This is a genomic window from Prauserella isguenensis (assembly GCF_014191605.1).
GTDB lineage: Bacteria > Actinomycetota > Actinomycetes > Mycobacteriales > Pseudonocardiaceae > Prauserella > Prauserella isguenensis.
On record NZ_JACHWU010000005.1, the window covers coordinates 117,024 to 131,708 of the forward strand.

At 72.0% G+C, this 14,685-nt stretch carries 17 protein-coding genes; 8 read left to right on the forward strand and 9 right to left on the reverse strand.

Annotated elements, in window-relative coordinates:
* The first annotated feature begins 15 nt into the window (after positions 1–15).
* Together FHS23_RS19025 and dapD are read left to right on the forward strand one after the other, a co-directional pair.
* On the forward strand, positions 16–489 hold the full coding sequence (locus FHS23_RS19025) for a hypothetical protein (RefSeq protein WP_183657771.1): 474 nt from the start codon (positions 16–18) through the stop codon (positions 487–489).
* A 21-nt stretch (positions 490–510) separates the two neighbouring features.
* Complete coding sequence (gene dapD / locus FHS23_RS19030; protein WP_183657773.1) at positions 511–1,497, forward strand: 2,3,4,5-tetrahydropyridine-2,6-dicarboxylate N-succinyltransferase; 987 nt, start codon at positions 511–513, stop codon at positions 1,495–1,497.
* A 125-nt stretch (positions 1,498–1,622) separates the two neighbouring features.
* Here the strand turns inward: dapD and dapC are convergent, their stop codons facing one another.
* The 3 genes from dapC to FHS23_RS19045 form a co-directional block, all read right to left on the reverse strand.
* The gene (dapC, locus tag FHS23_RS19035; protein WP_183657775.1) at positions 1,623–2,714 is read right to left on the reverse strand and encodes a succinyldiaminopimelate transaminase; all 1,092 of its coding nucleotides are present in this window, start codon (positions 2,712–2,714) and stop codon (positions 1,623–1,625) included.
* The gene (gene fdxA, locus FHS23_RS19040) at positions 2,711–3,031 is read right to left on the reverse strand and encodes a ferredoxin (RefSeq protein ID WP_183657778.1); all 321 of its coding nucleotides are present in this window, start codon (positions 3,029–3,031) and stop codon (positions 2,711–2,713) included. The genes dapC and fdxA overlap by 4 nt, the downstream gene beginning before the upstream one ends.
* A gap of 152 nt (positions 3,032–3,183) precedes the next feature.
* Entirely contained in the window at positions 3,184–3,402 is a 219-nt protein-coding gene (locus FHS23_RS19045; RefSeq protein ID WP_183657780.1) for a hypothetical protein, read from the reverse strand.
* A gap of 37 nt (positions 3,403–3,439) precedes the next feature.
* On the opposite strand from FHS23_RS19045, the gene FHS23_RS19050 reads away from it, so the two are divergent.
* From FHS23_RS19050 to FHS23_RS19070, 5 genes are read left to right on the forward strand one after another with little or no spacing between them, the layout of a single operon-like run.
* Positions 3,440–4,261: a GNAT family N-acetyltransferase gene (locus FHS23_RS19050; protein ID WP_183657782.1), complete on the forward strand. Its 822-nt coding sequence runs from the start codon at positions 3,440–3,442 to the stop codon at positions 4,259–4,261.
* Between the two features lie 32 nt (positions 4,262–4,293).
* Positions 4,294–5,295 carry a 2-phospho-L-lactate transferase gene (gene cofD / locus FHS23_RS19055; protein WP_183657784.1) on the forward strand — a complete coding sequence of 334 codons (1,002 nt, stop codon included), beginning with the start codon at positions 4,294–4,296 and terminating at the stop codon, positions 5,293–5,295.
* Entirely contained in the window at positions 5,288–6,625 is a 1,338-nt protein-coding gene (locus FHS23_RS19060; protein WP_183657786.1) for a coenzyme F420-0:L-glutamate ligase, read from the forward strand. Before cofD ends, FHS23_RS19060 begins: the two co-directional genes overlap by 8 nt.
* Positions 6,626–7,165, forward strand: coding sequence for an NUDIX hydrolase (locus FHS23_RS19065; RefSeq protein WP_183657789.1), 540 nt, complete (start codon positions 6,626–6,628; stop codon positions 7,163–7,165).
* Between the two features lie 43 nt (positions 7,166–7,208).
* Positions 7,209–7,583 (forward strand): GntR family transcriptional regulator, encoded by a 375-nt coding sequence (locus tag FHS23_RS19070; protein ID WP_183657793.1) that lies wholly within the window; start codon positions 7,209–7,211, stop codon positions 7,581–7,583.
* Positions 7,584–7,702: 119 nt separating this feature from the next.
* On the opposite strand, the gene FHS23_RS19075 is transcribed toward FHS23_RS19070, so the two are convergent.
* From FHS23_RS19075 to FHS23_RS19090, 4 genes are read right to left on the reverse strand one after another with little or no spacing between them, the layout of a single operon-like run.
* The gene (locus tag FHS23_RS19075) at positions 7,703–8,494 is read right to left on the reverse strand and encodes a putative hydro-lyase (protein WP_183657795.1); all 792 of its coding nucleotides are present in this window, start codon (positions 8,492–8,494) and stop codon (positions 7,703–7,705) included.
* Entirely contained in the window at positions 8,491–9,393 is a 903-nt protein-coding gene (locus FHS23_RS19080; protein WP_183657797.1) for a 5-oxoprolinase/urea amidolyase family protein, read from the reverse strand. The genes FHS23_RS19075 and FHS23_RS19080 overlap by 4 nt, the downstream gene beginning before the upstream one ends.
* On the reverse strand, positions 9,390–10,046 hold the full coding sequence (gene pxpB, locus FHS23_RS19085; RefSeq protein WP_183658059.1) for a 5-oxoprolinase subunit PxpB: 657 nt from the start codon (positions 10,044–10,046) through the stop codon (positions 9,390–9,392). Before pxpB ends, FHS23_RS19080 begins: the two co-directional genes overlap by 4 nt.
* A gap of 40 nt (positions 10,047–10,086) precedes the next feature.
* Positions 10,087–11,382 (reverse strand): NRAMP family divalent metal transporter, encoded by a 1,296-nt coding sequence (locus FHS23_RS19090; RefSeq protein ID WP_183657799.1) that lies wholly within the window; start codon positions 11,380–11,382, stop codon positions 10,087–10,089.
* A 120-nt stretch (positions 11,383–11,502) separates the two neighbouring features.
* On the opposite strand from FHS23_RS19090, the gene FHS23_RS19095 reads away from it, so the two are divergent.
* Entirely contained in the window at positions 11,503–12,216 is a 714-nt protein-coding gene (locus tag FHS23_RS19095; RefSeq protein WP_183657801.1) for a GntR family transcriptional regulator, read from the forward strand.
* A gap of 423 nt (positions 12,217–12,639) precedes the next feature.
* Here FHS23_RS19095 and FHS23_RS19100 read toward each other — a convergent pair whose 3' ends face one another.
* Together FHS23_RS19100 and manB are read right to left on the reverse strand one after the other, a co-directional pair.
* Positions 12,640–13,536 carry a DNA-3-methyladenine glycosylase family protein gene (locus FHS23_RS19100; protein WP_183657804.1) on the reverse strand — a complete coding sequence of 299 codons (897 nt, stop codon included), beginning with the start codon at positions 13,534–13,536 and terminating at the stop codon, positions 12,640–12,642.
* A complete protein-coding gene (gene manB / locus FHS23_RS19105) occupies positions 13,529–14,617 on the reverse strand; it encodes a mannose-1-phosphate guanylyltransferase (protein WP_183657806.1) in 1,089 nt (362 codons plus the stop codon). The genes FHS23_RS19100 and manB overlap by 8 nt, the downstream gene beginning before the upstream one ends.
* Positions 14,618–14,685 lie beyond the last annotated feature (68 nt).

Genomic DNA, 14,685 nt, shown 5'->3' on the forward strand with positions numbered 1-14,685 from the left:
CGATACGGTGAGGACGTGCGTATCCGGACATTGCTCGTGGCCGTGGCAGGCGTGCTCGTGCTGCTGACGTCGGCGTGTTCGCGCGAGGCCGGTCCGATGCCGACCGGGGGCGGCGGCGACGATCCCGGACCCGCGGCCTTGGCGACGAAACTGCGGGCGCTGACCCAGGACGTCTGCTACCGCTCGCCCGGCGACATCGACCCGCCCGCGTGCGAGAAGTACGTCACCCAGCTGGGCAGCGTGCCCGGCTCGGCACGCGACTTCGCCCGGGGCGAGTACGGGCGCGACGACCACCCTGGCCTGCTCAAGGCGGCGAACACCCTCGGCAAGGGCCTGAAGACGTACAACAACGCCCAGTGCGGGCGCAGTGCGGGCGGCAGCCGCGACGACGAGGCGTGCACGCAGACACTGCAGGACGTCGCGGACGCGCTCGACGACGTGCAGGCCGGGGTGCAGGAGCTGCCGCAGGTGTCCGGGCAGGGCGGCTGACGTGCGGGTTACCGTTACGGCGTGAGTGAGCAGACCCCTGATCCCGAAACGACCGGCGCGAGCGGCGTCGGCCTGGCCACCGTCACGGCGTCCGGCACCGTGCTGGACACCTGGTTCCCGCACCCGCGGCTGACCGAGCCCGCCGCGGAATCCGGCACTGTGCGACTGTCGGCCGAGGAGGCCGCGGAATCGCTCGGCGCCGAGGTCACCTCGCTGCTGGGCACGGACGACGCCCGGGGCGTCGAGGTCGTGGCCGTGCGCACCACCGCGGCGACCCTCGCGACGGCCCCCGCCGACGGACACGACGTCTACCTGCGCCTGCACCTGCTGTCCCACCGGCTCGTGCGGCCGCACGGGGTGAGCCTGGACGGGCAGTTCGGCTTCCTGTCCAACGTCGTGTGGACCAACCACGGGCCGTGCCCTGTGGAGGGTTTCGAGGCGACGCGGATGCGCCTGCGCGCGCGTGGCCCGGTGACCGTGTACAGCGTCGACAAGTTCCCGCGCATGGTCGACTACGTGACGCCCAGCGGGGTACGCATCGGTGACGCCGATCGCGTCCGGCTCGGCGCGCACCTGGCCAGCGGCACGACCGTGATGCACGAGGGCTTCGTGAACTTCAACGCCGGCACGCTCGGCGCGTCGATGGTCGAGGGCCGCATCTCGGCGGGCGTCGTCGTGGGCGACGGCTCCGACGTCGGCGGCGGTGCGTCGATCATGGGCACGCTGTCGGGCGGCGGCAAGGAGGTCATCTCCATCGGCGAGCGCTGCCTGCTGGGCGCGAACGGCGGCGTGGGCATCTCGCTGGGCGACGACTCGGTCGTCGAGGCGGGCCTGTACGTCACGGCGGGCACGAAGGTGCTGGTCGACGGCAAGGCGGTGAAGGCGGGAGAGCTGTCGGGCATCTCGAACGCGCTGTTCCGGCGCAACTCCGCCACCGGCACCGTCGAGGCCGTCCCGCGGAAGGGCACGGGCATCGAGCTCAACGAGGCCCTGCACGCCAACGACTGACCGGTTTCACGGACGGGGACGCCGCCGGGCTCGCGAGCCCGGCGGCGTCTTCGTGCTCGCGTCCTGCACTCGGACACGCGTGTCCGGGGCCGAGTGCCTGCGTGCCGGACGCGCGGTGCGGCGGGCTACTCCGAGAGGCGTTTCGCGGCGGTGGCGACGCGTTCGTCGGTCGCGGTCAGGGCGACGCGCACGTGGGAACCGCCCCCGGGGCCGTAGAACGTGCCGGGGGCGACGAGGATGCCGCGTTCGGCGAGCCACGCGACCGTGTCGTCGGTCGGTTCGTCGCGCGTGGCCCAGAGGTACAGGCCCGCTTCGGAGTGGTCGATGCGGAAGCCCGCGCCGGTCAGTGCTTCGCGCAGCAGCTCGCGGCGGGCGGTGTAGAGCTCGCGCTGCCGATCCAGCAGCGCGTCGTCGGCGAGGGCGACGCGCATGGCCTCCTGCACCGGCCTCGGCACGATCATGCCTGCGTGTTTGCGGACGGCCAGCAGGTCGGCGACCAGCGCGGGGTCGCCGGTGACGAAGCCTGCTCGGTAGCTCGCGAGGTTGGCGGACTTCGACAGCGAGTGCACGGCGAGCAGGCCCTCGTGGCTGCCGCCGCACACGTCGGGGTGCAGGATCGACACCGGCTCGGCGTCCCAGCCGAGTGCGAGGTAACACTCGTCGGACACGACCGTCACGCCGCGCCCGCGGGCCCAGTCGACGACCTTGCGCAGGTGGTCGACGCCGAGCACGCGGCCGGTCGGGTTCGACGGGGAGTTGAGCCAGACCATCGCGGGCGTCTCGGGCCCGAGCGCGGTCAGGCTGTCGGCGCGGCGGGGCGTCGCCCCAGCGATCAGCGCCCCGACCTCGTACGTCGGGTACGCCAGTTCGGGGATGACGACGGCGTCGCCCGCACCCGCTCCCAACAGCATCGGCAACCACGCGACCAGTTCCTTCGAACCGATCGTGGGCAGCACGGCGTCGGGTTCGACGCCCGTGACGCCGTGCCTGCGGCTCAGCGCGCCGACGGCGGCCTCCCGCAGCTCCGGCGTCCCGTGCGTGGTCGGATAGCCGGGGACGTCCGACACGGACGCCAGCGCGTCGCGGACGGCCTCGGGCACCGGATCCACCGGTGTGCCGACCGACAGGTCGACGATCCCGTCCGGGTGCGCCTTCGCCCGTGCGGTGTGTCCGGCCAGCGAGTCCCAGGGGAAGCCGGGCAGCTGGAGCCGGGTCATTCGCCCTGCGGGGGCAGGTCCTTGATCCACTGCGGGTCGTGGGCGGTCTTGCCGACCTTCGACGCCCCGCCCGGCGAGCCGAGCTCGTCGAAGAAGTCCACGTTCGCCTTGGTGTAGCTGGCCCACTCGTCCGGGACGTCGTCCTCGTAGTAGATCGCTTCCACCGGGCACACCGGCTCGCAGGCACCGCAATCGACGCACTCGTCGGGGTGGATGTAGAGCATCCGGTCGCCCTCGTAGATGCAGTCGACGGGGCATTCGTCGATGCATGCCTTGTCGAGCAAGTCGACGCACGGCTCGGCGATAACGTAGGTCACTGCGCTCTCCTGCTGTTGCTGTGTTCCTCTAGCAGCCTCGGCCGGTCCGCATCCATGGCGGACACCTTCGGACATTACGTGGTGCCGCAAGGCATCCTAAGACCAGGCCACCCTTATCCGGCCCATCACGACGACGTGACGAACAACGCTCATCAGCGTCGCTTACGTCCGGTATCGCGACGGTCACCGGTGATCACGAAGCGTGGTGACTGCTGGTCCTGGGCGTCGCTGCCGTCACCCTCCGTGTCGTCCGGGTCCTTGCCGGTGCCGGGGTCGTCGGTCTTCCGCTGCCCGATGGCGCGGTTGAAGCTGTCGGAGATCTCCTTCGCGAGGTCGGCGTTGTGACGGTCGTCCCTGCGCGAGATATTCATGCCTCTCCTCTCGCCCGCGTGCGGTACCTATGTCCGCGTGATCAGTGCGCCGCGCATCGAACGGGCCTGTGCCGACGCGTGGCCCGCCCAGGTCGACGAGCCACTCGGCGGGTGGCGACTGCGGGCCGCCGGCGGCTTCACCGGCCGTGCCAACAGCGCCCTCGCCGTCGACGATCCCGGCCTGCCCCTGTCCGACGCACTGGCCGCGGTCTGTGACTTCGCCCACCAGCATGCCATCTCCCCGATGCTGCAGGCCGTCCAGAATTCGCCCGTGGAGCGCGACCTGCCGCGGCTCGGGTGGCGACCGTGCGACGGCCACGCCGCGGGCAACGACGTCGCGGTGCTGCTGGGGCCGGCCGTTCCGCCGGACGCGGCGGTCCCACCCGCCGTCGACCCCCGGGACATCGGGCGACCGCCGACCGACGAGACCGTGCCGGACGCGGACCCCGCAGGCCACCGCGTCGAGGTACTCGAGGAGCCGACGGCAGGCTGGTGGGAGCTGACGGTCGGCGCGCCCGAGCCCACCGACGCCGCACGAGCCGTCCTCACCGGCGGCGGGCCGGTGGGATACGGCGTGGTGACCGGCCCCGGCGGGACCCGCGCCGCGGTGCGCGGAGCCGTCGCGGACGGCCTGCTGCTCGTCGCGCGCCTCGCCGTGCACCCTGAGCACCGCAGACAGGGTCTGGCGCGGGCGCTGATGGCCGCGATCGGCACCTGGGGCGTGCGCCACGGCGCCGAGACGTGCGTGCTCCAGGTCGCCGCCGACAACACCGCCGCGCTCGCCCTCTACGAAGGGCTCGGTTTCCGCGAACACCACCGGTATCGCTATTGGACGCCGTGCGAGGATCGAACGCTGTAAGGACGGGCGAGAACGACGAAAGAGGCAGGGTCGTGAAGGTCGTGGTCGTGGTCGGCGGAGTGGGCGGGGCCCGCTTCCTGCTGGGGGTCAAAGCCGCGCTGGGGCTGCCGCCGACGGGCGCACCGGACAGCGGATCGGAACACGAGGTCACGGCGCTGGTCAACACCGGCGACGACGTGTGGATGCACGGCTTGCGCATCTGCCCCGACCTCGACACCTGCATGTACACACTGGGCGGCGGGGTCGATCCGGAACGCGGCTGGGGTCACGCCGACGAGACGTGGTCGGTGAAGGCCGAGCTAGAGGCCTACAACGCCGACCCGACGTGGTTCTCGCTCGGCGACAAGGACATCGCCACGCACCTGGTGCGCTCGCGGATGATCCGTGCGGGCTATCCGCTGTCTGCGGTCACCGAGGCGCTGTGCAACCGGTGGCAGCCCGGCGTGCGGCTGCTGCCGATGTCGGACGACCGGGTCGAGACGCACGTGGTCATCGACGACCCGGAGGACGCGACGAAGCGGAAGGCCATCCACTTCCAGGAGTGGTGGGTACGGCACCGGGCCGAGCCGCAGGCGCATTCGATCGTGCCGGTCGGCGCGGAGGAGGCGGCTCCGGCGCCGGGCACGCTGGAGGCGATCGCCGAAGCGGACGCGGTGCTGTTCGCGCCGTCCAACCCCGTGGTGTCGATCGGGTCGGTGCTGGCGGTGCCCGGCGTTCGGGAGGCACTGCGCAAGACCGAGGCCGGCGTCGTCGGCGTGTCGCCGATCATCGGGGGCAAGGTACTGCGCGGCATGGGCGACGCGTGCCTGTCGGCGATCGGCGTGGAGACGTCCGCCGAGGCGGTGGGCACGTACTACGGCTCGCGGCAGACCTCCGACGAAGGACTCCTCGACGGCTGGCTGGTGCACTCCGGCGAACGCGTCGACGTGCCGGGCGTGGCGGTGCGTGCGGTGCCGATCATGATGTCCGATGTGGACACCACGGCGCAGATGGCGCGGGACGCCCTCGACCTGGCCGGGGTGCGCGTTGACTGACCACTCGGGCGAACGCGTCGAGATCCTGCCGGTCGCAGGACTGCCGGAGTTCCGGCCGGGCGACGACCTCACCGGCGCCATCGCCGCGGCCGCGCCGTGGCTGCGCTCGGGCGACGTCGTGGTGGTCACGAGCAAGATCGTGTCCAAGGCCGAGGGCAGGCTCGTCCGCGTGCCGTCGGACCCGGACGAGCGGGACGCCGCCCGGCGCAGGCTGATCGACGAGGAGTCCGAACGCGTCCTGGCGCGCATCGGGCGGACCCTCATCACGCAGAACCGCAACGGGATCGTGCAGGCCGCCGCGGGCGTCGACGCGTCCAACGTCGACCTCGACGAGATCGCGCTGCTCCCCTACGACCCCGACGCATCGGCCCTGGCGCTGCGACACGGTCTGCGCGAACGCCTCGGCGTCGAGATCGCGGTGCTGATCACCGACACGATGGGCCGCGCCTGGCGCAACGGCCAGACCGACGAGACGATCGGTGCATCCGGTCTGCGCGTCTTGCACGCCTACGAGGGCGAGGTCGACGACCACGGCAACGAGCTGGCGGTCACCGAGATCGCCGTGGCCGACGAGATCGCCTCGGCCGCCGACCTGGTCAAGGGCAAGCTCGGCGGGCTGCCGGTCGCGGTGGTGCGCGGGCTGGAGGTCGGCGACGAGCGGTCGACGGCACGGGACCTGGTGCGTCCCGCCGACTACGACCTGTTCCGCCTCGGCACGAACGAGGCCATCGCCCAGGGCAGGCGAGAGGCCGTGCTGACGCGGCGGTCCGTGCGCGAGTTCACCGACGACGCCGTGGATCCCGAACCGCTGCGCCGGGCCGTCGGTGCGGCACTGACGGCGCCCGCACCGCACCACACCCGCCCGATCCGGTTCGTGCGGCTGCGCGAACCCGGCACGCGGACGAAGCTGCTCGAGGCGATGCGCGAGGCGTGGCGGGGCGACCTGACCGCCGACGGCTTCACCGACGAGCAGATCGAGAAACGCCTGCGCCGCGGCGACATCCTCTTCGACGCGCCCGAGGTGATCGTCCCGTTCCTGGTGCCGGACGGGGTCCACACCTATCCCGACGAGCGGCGGAGCGCCTGCGAGAACACGATGTTCACCGTCGCGGGCGGCGCGGCCGTGCAGGCTCTGCTGGTCGCGCTGGCCGCAGAAGGGCTCGGCTCGTGCTGGATCGGGTCGACGATCTTCGCCGCCGACGTCGTGCACTCGAGCCTCGGCATCGACCCCTCGTGGCGACCGCTGGGCGCCGTCGCCGTCGGCCATCCGGCCGAGCCGCTCGCGCCGCGTCCGCCCCGCGACCTCGACGACGGATTCCTGGAGCTGTAGATGACCGCCCTGCACCCGGCCGCCACGTCCACTCTGGACAGCTGGAAACCGGACACGCCCGCGCAGGAATCGCTCCGGCAGGCCTATCTCGGATTCCTCGCGGCACGCCGGGACGCCTGCGCGCGTTCGTGCGAGGCCGGCCACCTCACGGCGTCGGCGATCGTGTTGGACGCCGCGGCCGAGCACGTGCTGCTGACGCTGCACCCGCGGGTCGGCCGATGGCTGCAGCTCGGCGGGCACTGCGAACCCGAGGACACGTCGCTCACCGCGGCCGCGCTGCGCGAAGCCACCGAGGAGTCGGGCATCTCCGGCCTGACGATCGAGGACGACCCGCTGCGGCTCGACGTCCACCCGATCACGTGCTCGCTCGGCGTGCCCACGCGGCATTTCGACGTCCAGTTCCTCGTACGCGCGCCGGCCGGCGCTGAGCCGGTGGCCAGCGACGAGTCCGACGACCTGCGCTGGTGGCCGGTGCACGCACTGCCGCCCGACACCGAGGACCTCACCGAACTGGTGGCGGCCGCACTCGACAGGACATGACGCGGTTGCCCACCTCGGCGCGGGAATGCGAGGGTTACCTGCGATGACCGAGACGGGACCGCCGGTCGACGTCGACCCGGAGTCGAAGGTGCCGCCGTACGAGCAGATCCGCTCCGGGCTGGCCGAGCGGATCAACGACGGCGCACTGGCCGTCGGCACGAAGCTGCCGACCGTGCGCAAACTCGCCGCGGACCTCGGCATCGCACCCAACACGATCGCCCGCGCCTACCGCGAACTCGAAGAGGCCGGACTGATCGAGACGAAGGGCCGTTCGGGCACGTTCGTCGCGGCCACCGGCGATCGCACGAGAATCAGGGCCCGCGACGCCGCCCGCCGCTACGCCGACACGGCACACAAGCTCGGCCTGAGCGAGGACGAGGCCGTCGCCATCGTCACCGCCGCCATTCGCGCCGACTGACGCCGGACGCCAACCGCCGTGTTGCGGATTCCGGAGCCCGTGTTGCGGATTCCGGGGGCCGTGTTGCAGATACTCGGGGAGCATGGTGCGGCCGGAGCGCAGTAGCCGGGTCCGGCGTGTCAGCGGTCGAGAAGGTAGTCGGTGTCACGGGCGTCGGTGATCGCCATGTGCCCGGGTGCGTGGCCGATCGCCAGCGGCGGCTTCGAGCGCATCACGGCGGCCTGCGGCGTCACCCCGCACGCCCAGAACACGGGAACCTCGCCGGGCTCGATACGCACCGGGTCGCCGAAATCGGGCCGGTCGAGGTCCTCGATCCCGAGGAGCCCGGGTTGTCCGATGTGAACCGGCGCGCCGTGCACCCGCGGATAACGGGCCGTCACCCGGATCGCGTCCTCCACGCGGTCGGCCGGGATCGGGCGCATGGACACCACGAGCGGTCCCGCCATACGCCCTGCCGGGCGGCACGCCACCGAGGTCGTGTACATCGGCACGTTGCCGCCGTCCTCGATGTGCCGCACCGGCACGTCCGCCGCCAGCAACGCCGTTTCGAACGTGAAGCTGCAGCCGATGAGGAACGTCACGAGGTCGCCGCGCCACAGGTCGACGACGTCGGTGCGCTCTCCGGCGAGTTCGCCGCGCTCGTAGACCCGGTAGGCGGGCAGGTCGCGGCGCAGATCGCCGTCGAAGATCGGCAGCGACACGGCACCCGGTTCGGTGAGGCCCAGCACCGGGCAGGCCTGCGGGTTGCGCTGTGCGAACCGGAGGAAGTCCTCGGCGAAATCGGCGGGCAGCGAGATCAGGTTGGCCTGCGTCCACCCCGGACAGTGCCCCGCGGTGGGCGTGCGCAGACCCGCCCGGTAGGCGACTCGGGCCTCGCGGGGCTCGGCGAACGGTGTGCTCGATCCGGTCATGACGACCTCCCGGAACTCGGCGCCCCTGATCGTGACGACGTGCGCGGCGGGGCGAATCGCACGCGCGTGCCAGGTCGCAGCTGGGCCGCGTCGTCCACATCGGAGGCGACGACCACGGCGATCACGGGATAACCACCGGTGACGGGATGGTCGGCGAGGAACAGGGTCGGCTTTCCCGACGGCGGCACCTGCAGCGCACCCGGCACCATGCCTTCGCTCGGCAGTTCGCCCACACCCGCACGGGACAGTTCCGGACCGTCGAGCCGCACACCGACCCGGTCGCATTGCGACGTCACGGCGTAGGGCTCGCGCAACAGTGTCTCCAGGGCGCGGGTGGTGAACCAGTCGTCACGCGGGCCGGGGAGGACGCGCAGGGTCACCTCGTCGCCGGCGATCGGCCGCCCCGGCGCGCCGTCGACGACGGGGAACCGCGCGGGCGCCGGCCCGACGGGCAGGACGTCACCGTCGCGCAGCAGCTGTGGGCCGAGGCCCGACAGCAGGTCCGTCGACCGGGATCCGAGCACGGCGGGCACGGTCAGCCCACCCCGCACGGCGACGTAACTGCGCAGGCCACGGGAGGGCGCGCCGAGGCGGAGGTCGGCGCCGGCGGGGATCCGCAGCACACTGTCCGCCGCCGCACCACGGCCGGCCACGGTGACAGGGCACGGCGCCCCGGTCACGGCGATCGTCAGCGGCGCCCGTGCGCGGGCGGTGAACCCACCGAAGGTGACCTCGACACCCGCCGCGTCCTCGTCGTTGCCGACGAGCCGATTCGCCAGCCGTAGCGATCCGCGGTCAGCCGCACCCGAGGCTCCCACGCCGATGCCCGCGTGCCCCGGCCTGCCCAGATCCTGCACCGTCGCCAGCGGGCCGGGGGTGAGCACCTCGAGACCCGTCACGCGGCACCTCCGGTGGACGCCGAGCCGCCGGAGTCCGCCGACGCCGTGGTCTCGACGAAACGCACGCGCACGCCCGGGCGCAACAACGCGGGCGGGTCGCGGTCGACGTCCCAGGTCACGAGGTCGGTGCGGCCGATGAGCTGCCAACCACCCGGCGACGAACGGGGATAGACGCCGCTGAACGTGCCTGCCAGCGCGACCGACCCGGTCGGTACCCGCGTCCGCGACTCGGGGCGACGCGGCACCTCCAGGCGCGGCGACCCGCCCGTCAGATATCCGAAGCCGGGGGCGAATCCGCCGAACGCGACCGTCCACTCGCCCCCGGTGTGCTCGGCGATCACGTCGCGTTCGGACAGTCCGGTGTGGTGGGCGACGTCGGCGAGATCGGGCCCGTCGTAGACGACCGGTATCTCCACCAACTCCCCGCCGGATCGGGTGACGTCCCTGGGGCACGCCTCGCGGACGGCCCGTTCCACGGCGGCGACGTCGGTGCGGTCCGGGTCGAACCGCAGCAGCAGCGTACGGGCGGCGGGGACGAGGTCGACGACGCCGGCAGGCCGGTCGGCATCGAGCGCCGCGTGCAGCGCCAGGACGTCGTCGAGTCCGGCCGACTCGACGAGCAGCGCCGTGTCGCCGCACGGCAGCACCCGCAACGTGGTCGTCTCCATCGGCTCCTCCCCTCGCCTCGCGCCGTCAGCTCCACAGGTCCGCGATGCCACTGAGGGAATTCCACCCGAGGTAGAGCGTCAACAGCCAGGCTGCCACGCCGATGACGAGCAGCCAACGCGGATAGCGGTAGCCGCCGAGCAGGTCGCTGCGCCGCGCCGCGACCCACATCAGCACGCCGAATCCGACGGGCAGGATCAGCCCGTTGAGCGCACCCGCGAGGATCAGCAGCGTCGTCGGCGCCTGGTCGAGCAACACGAAACCCACGGCCGAGACGACGATGAACCCGGCGACGAGCAGGTTCTGCCGCTGTTTCAACACGGGTGAGAACGACACGAGGAACGACACCGATGTGTAGGACGCCCCGATCACCGAGGTGATGCCCGCCGCCCACAGCACCATGCCGAACAGGCGCATGCCGACCTCACCCGCCGCGTGGCCGAACGCCTCCGCGGTCGGGTTCCCGCCGGTCAGCGCCGCTCCGCCTGCGACGACGCCGAGGATCGCCAGGAAGAGCACGACGCGCATGACCCCCGTGACCAGCAGTGCCGTCACCGAGCTACGGGACACGCGCACGACCTCGTCGGGGCCGCTGACGCCGGAGTCGATGAGCCGGTGCGCGCCCGCGTAGGTGATGTAGCCGCCGACGGTCCCGCCGATCAGCGTGGTGATCACCAGCACGTCGATCGTGTCGGGCACGACCGCCTGCCTCATGGCCTCGCCCACCGGCGGGGACGACACGACCGCGACGTACGTCGTCAGCGCGATCATCACGAAGCCCAGCACGACGACGAGCCGGTCCATCGCGACACCGGCCCGTTTGCTCACGAAGATGGCGATCGCGATGGCCGCGGAGATCGTGCCGCCGATCTTCACGTCGAGGCCGAACAGCGCGTCCAGACCGAGCGAGGTTCCCGCCACGTTGCCGATGTTGAACACGAGGCCGCCGACCACGACGAGCGCCGCCATCAGGTAGCCGACGCCGGGCAGCACCCGGTTGCCGAGCTCTTGCGCACGCAGTCCCGAGATTCCGATGACGCGCCAGACGTTCAGCTGCACAGCGATGTCGACGACGATCGAGAGGACGATCGCGAACGCGAACGCCGCGCCGAGCTGTGCGGTGAACTCGGTGGTCTGGGTGATGAAGCCGGGCCCGATGGCACTCGTGGCCATCAGGAAGATCGCACCGGCGAGCGCGCCGCGCTTGGTGGCGCCCGCGAGCGCGCCCGTGTCGGCCTTCCCGCCATCGGAGTCGCTTCCGTTGTCGGGTCCGCCGCCTGCAGTGCCGTTGCCACTGTCGCGACTGCCCACGTGGTCGGCCATGTCGGTCTCCCGGGGTCGATGGTTTCGCCAGACGGTAGCTAGTTGTTCAACAATCCGACAAGGGGGCAATCTTCTTGTTACACTTCCCGGACCCCACGACACGGAGGTCGACACCCGCCGATGGCCAGTCCCAGCGCCCGCGACCAGGCCGACTGGTCCGACCTGCTCGCGGGTGACCGCACGCTGCTCGATCGAACCAGCACCGCGGAACGGGTCGCCGACGCGCTGCGGCAGTGGATCATCGACGGACGGCTCCGGCCGGGTACGCAGCTGTCGGAGCACAGCGCGGGCAAGGCGCTCGGGGTGTCACGGAACACGCTGCGCGAGGCGTTCCGCCTCCTGGTCCACGAACGACTGCTCGTGCACGAGTTCCACCGCGGCGTGTTCGTCCGGGTACTGGCCGCCGACGACGTGACCGACCTGTACCGCACACGGCGCCTGCTGGAGACGAGTGCGATCCGGGCGGCCTCCGACGTGCCCCCGGACCTGCTGGCGGAGCGATTGTCGGCCATCGACGCGGCGATCACGGCCGCCGAGGACGCGGCCTTCGAGGAGCACTGGCTGGACGTCGGCACCGCCAACATGCGGTTCCACCAGGCGATCACGGCGCTCGCGGGCAGCCCGCGGGTCGACGAGATCATGCAGCAGCTCACGGCGGAATTGCGACTGGCGTTCCACGCGACGTCGGCCCTGCGCCGGTTCCACGAGCCCTACATCGAGCTCAACCGCGGCATCGCCCGCCTACTGGCCGACGGCGAGTTCGGCGCCGCCGCCCGAGCCCTCGACGAGTACCTCACCACGGCGCAGCGCCAACTCCTCGACGCCTTCGCCTGACCGACCGCCGTGTTGCGCATCCCGGGGGCCGTGTTGCAGATCCCGGGGACCGTGTTGCAGATCCGGGAGCGCGTGTTGCGCATCCCGGAGCGTGTGTTCTGCATTCGGACGCACGTCGGGTGCGCTCCACCGCGCGTGGATGCCACGCACTCGGCTCACGCTGTGAGTGCCGTGACAACGCGGCCTCGTGCTGCTCCGGAAGCCACGCCACGGCGTCGCCGAAGCGCACCGGCCGATGTCCGGGCGGACTCATGTCGTCGAGGATGCCCTCGGCGACGTCGCTCGCATCCGGTTGGGCGGCAGTAGACGACGTGCGGGAGCAACACGATCCCCCGAAGCCACAACACGCGCCCCGGAAACCGCAACACGGCCCCCGGAAGCCGCAACACGGCGGCCTGAGCGTCGGACACGCGCCGGGGCGGGTCAGATGGCGCGGTAGTCGCGGACGGGGTAGCGGGGGCCGTAACGGGGGCGGGTGTGCCCCATTGCCTCGAGGTAGCGCACGACGCGGTGGCGCTGCGGCGCGTACGGGGCGAGAACCTCGTGCATTCCGGCGTCGTCGAGTTCGTGGCCGAGGAGGGCGTGGCCGACGACAGCGGGGATGTGGAAGTCGCCGAAGCTGACCGCGTCCGCATCGCCCCACGCGCGCTGGGCCACCTCGGCGGCGGTCCACACGCCGATGCCCGGCACGGTCCGCAGCAACCGCCTGCCCTCGGCTCCGCCCAGCGACACGGCACGTTCCAGTTTGCCCGCCACCGTCGCCGCAGCCCGCAACGCCCGCCTGCGCGAGAGGTCCACCCCGGCTCTGTGCCAGTTCCAGTCCACAATGGACAAAATGGCGTCGGGGGTCGGCGGGACGTGCATCCCCTCCGGCGCCGGACCGGGTGCAGGCTCGCCGAATCGGCGGCACAGTTCCCGCCACGACCGGCGCGCCTCGTACCCTGTGACCTTCTGCTCCAGCACCGCGGGCACGAGCACGTCCCACACCCGTCCCGTCGCGCCCAGCCGCAACGCCGGAAGCGTCCGCCGCGCCCGCGCGACCGCGTCGTGGTGCGCGACGAAACCGGAATCGTCGTCGTCGGCGCCCAGCAGCGCGGGCAGGCCGTCGAGGATCACGTCGGCGCCGTCGCCCCACGCGGCGCCGACGACGTCCACATCGGACTGTGACAGCCGGAGTGTGGCCGGCCCGTACGAGGTGTTCGCCGTCAGCCAGATGCCCCCGTCACGCCGGAAACACGGATCGGCGTGGCCGCGCCGCAAGGGTGCCAGCATGGCGTCGAGGTCGACGGCGAAGCCGGGCCGCCACCGCCGTTCACGCATCGCTGGAGAACCGGATCGCACCGCGGGGCAACTCCACCTTCGGCCACACACGCGCCCCGTCGAGGAGTTCGCAGTCCTCGCCGACGATCGCGCCGTCACCGAGTGCGACACCGCGCAGCACCGCGCCCTCGCCCACGCGGGAACCGGCGCCCAGCACGGAACGTTCCACCACGGCTCCGGCCTCGACCACGGCGCCGTCGAACAGAACCGACGACTCGACCCGCGCGCCGGTGCCGACGACGGAGTCCGCCCCGAGCGTCGACCCGCCCGTGACCTCGGCGTCGGCCGCCACGGTCGCCCCGGACAAGTGCAGCGCCTCGCCCCTCGGCCCCGACAGCGCCGCCGTCGGCGCCACGCCGCGCACCAGGTCGGTGCTCCCCTGCACGAACGTCTCGGGGGTACCGACGTCGAGCCAGTACGAGTCGTCGACGAAACCGTGCACGTGGGCGCCGGCCTCGAGCAGGCCCGGGAACGTCTCACGTTCGACCGACACACGCCTGCCCGCGGGGATCGCGCCGACGACCCCGCGCCGGAACACGTAACACCCGGCGTTGACCTGGTCGGTCGGCGGATTCTGGGTCTTCTCGAGGAACGCCGTCACGCGGCCGTCGGCGTCGGTGGGCACGGAGCCGAACCGGCTCGGGTCGGCCACACGCTGCAGGTGCAGGGTGACGTCGGCGCCCGAGCAGCGGTGCGTGTCGACGAGCGAGCCGATGTCCGTTCCGGACAGGATGTCGCCGTTGAAGATCACGACGTCGTCGCCGCGGAGGCGGTCGTACACGTTGCGGATCGCCCCGCCGGTGTCGAGCGGCTCGTCCTCGACGACGTACTCGAGTTCGAGGCCGAGCGCGCTGCCGTCACCGAAGTGCTCCTCGAACACCTCGGCCTGGTACGACGTGCCGAGCACCACATGTGTGATCCCCGCCGCGCGGATCCGGGACAGCAGGTGCGACAGGAACGGCACGCCCGCCGTGGGCAACATCGGCTTCGGCGCGGAGAGGGTCAGCGGGCGCAACCTGGTGCCTTTACCGCCGACGAGCACCACGGCGTCGACCGCACCGCCTCCGGACGAGGACCCCATTCGAGCCTGCACCTACCCTTTCTCGTGGCCCTCCGGCGACAAACCGGGGGAAACGCTGACGGTACCGA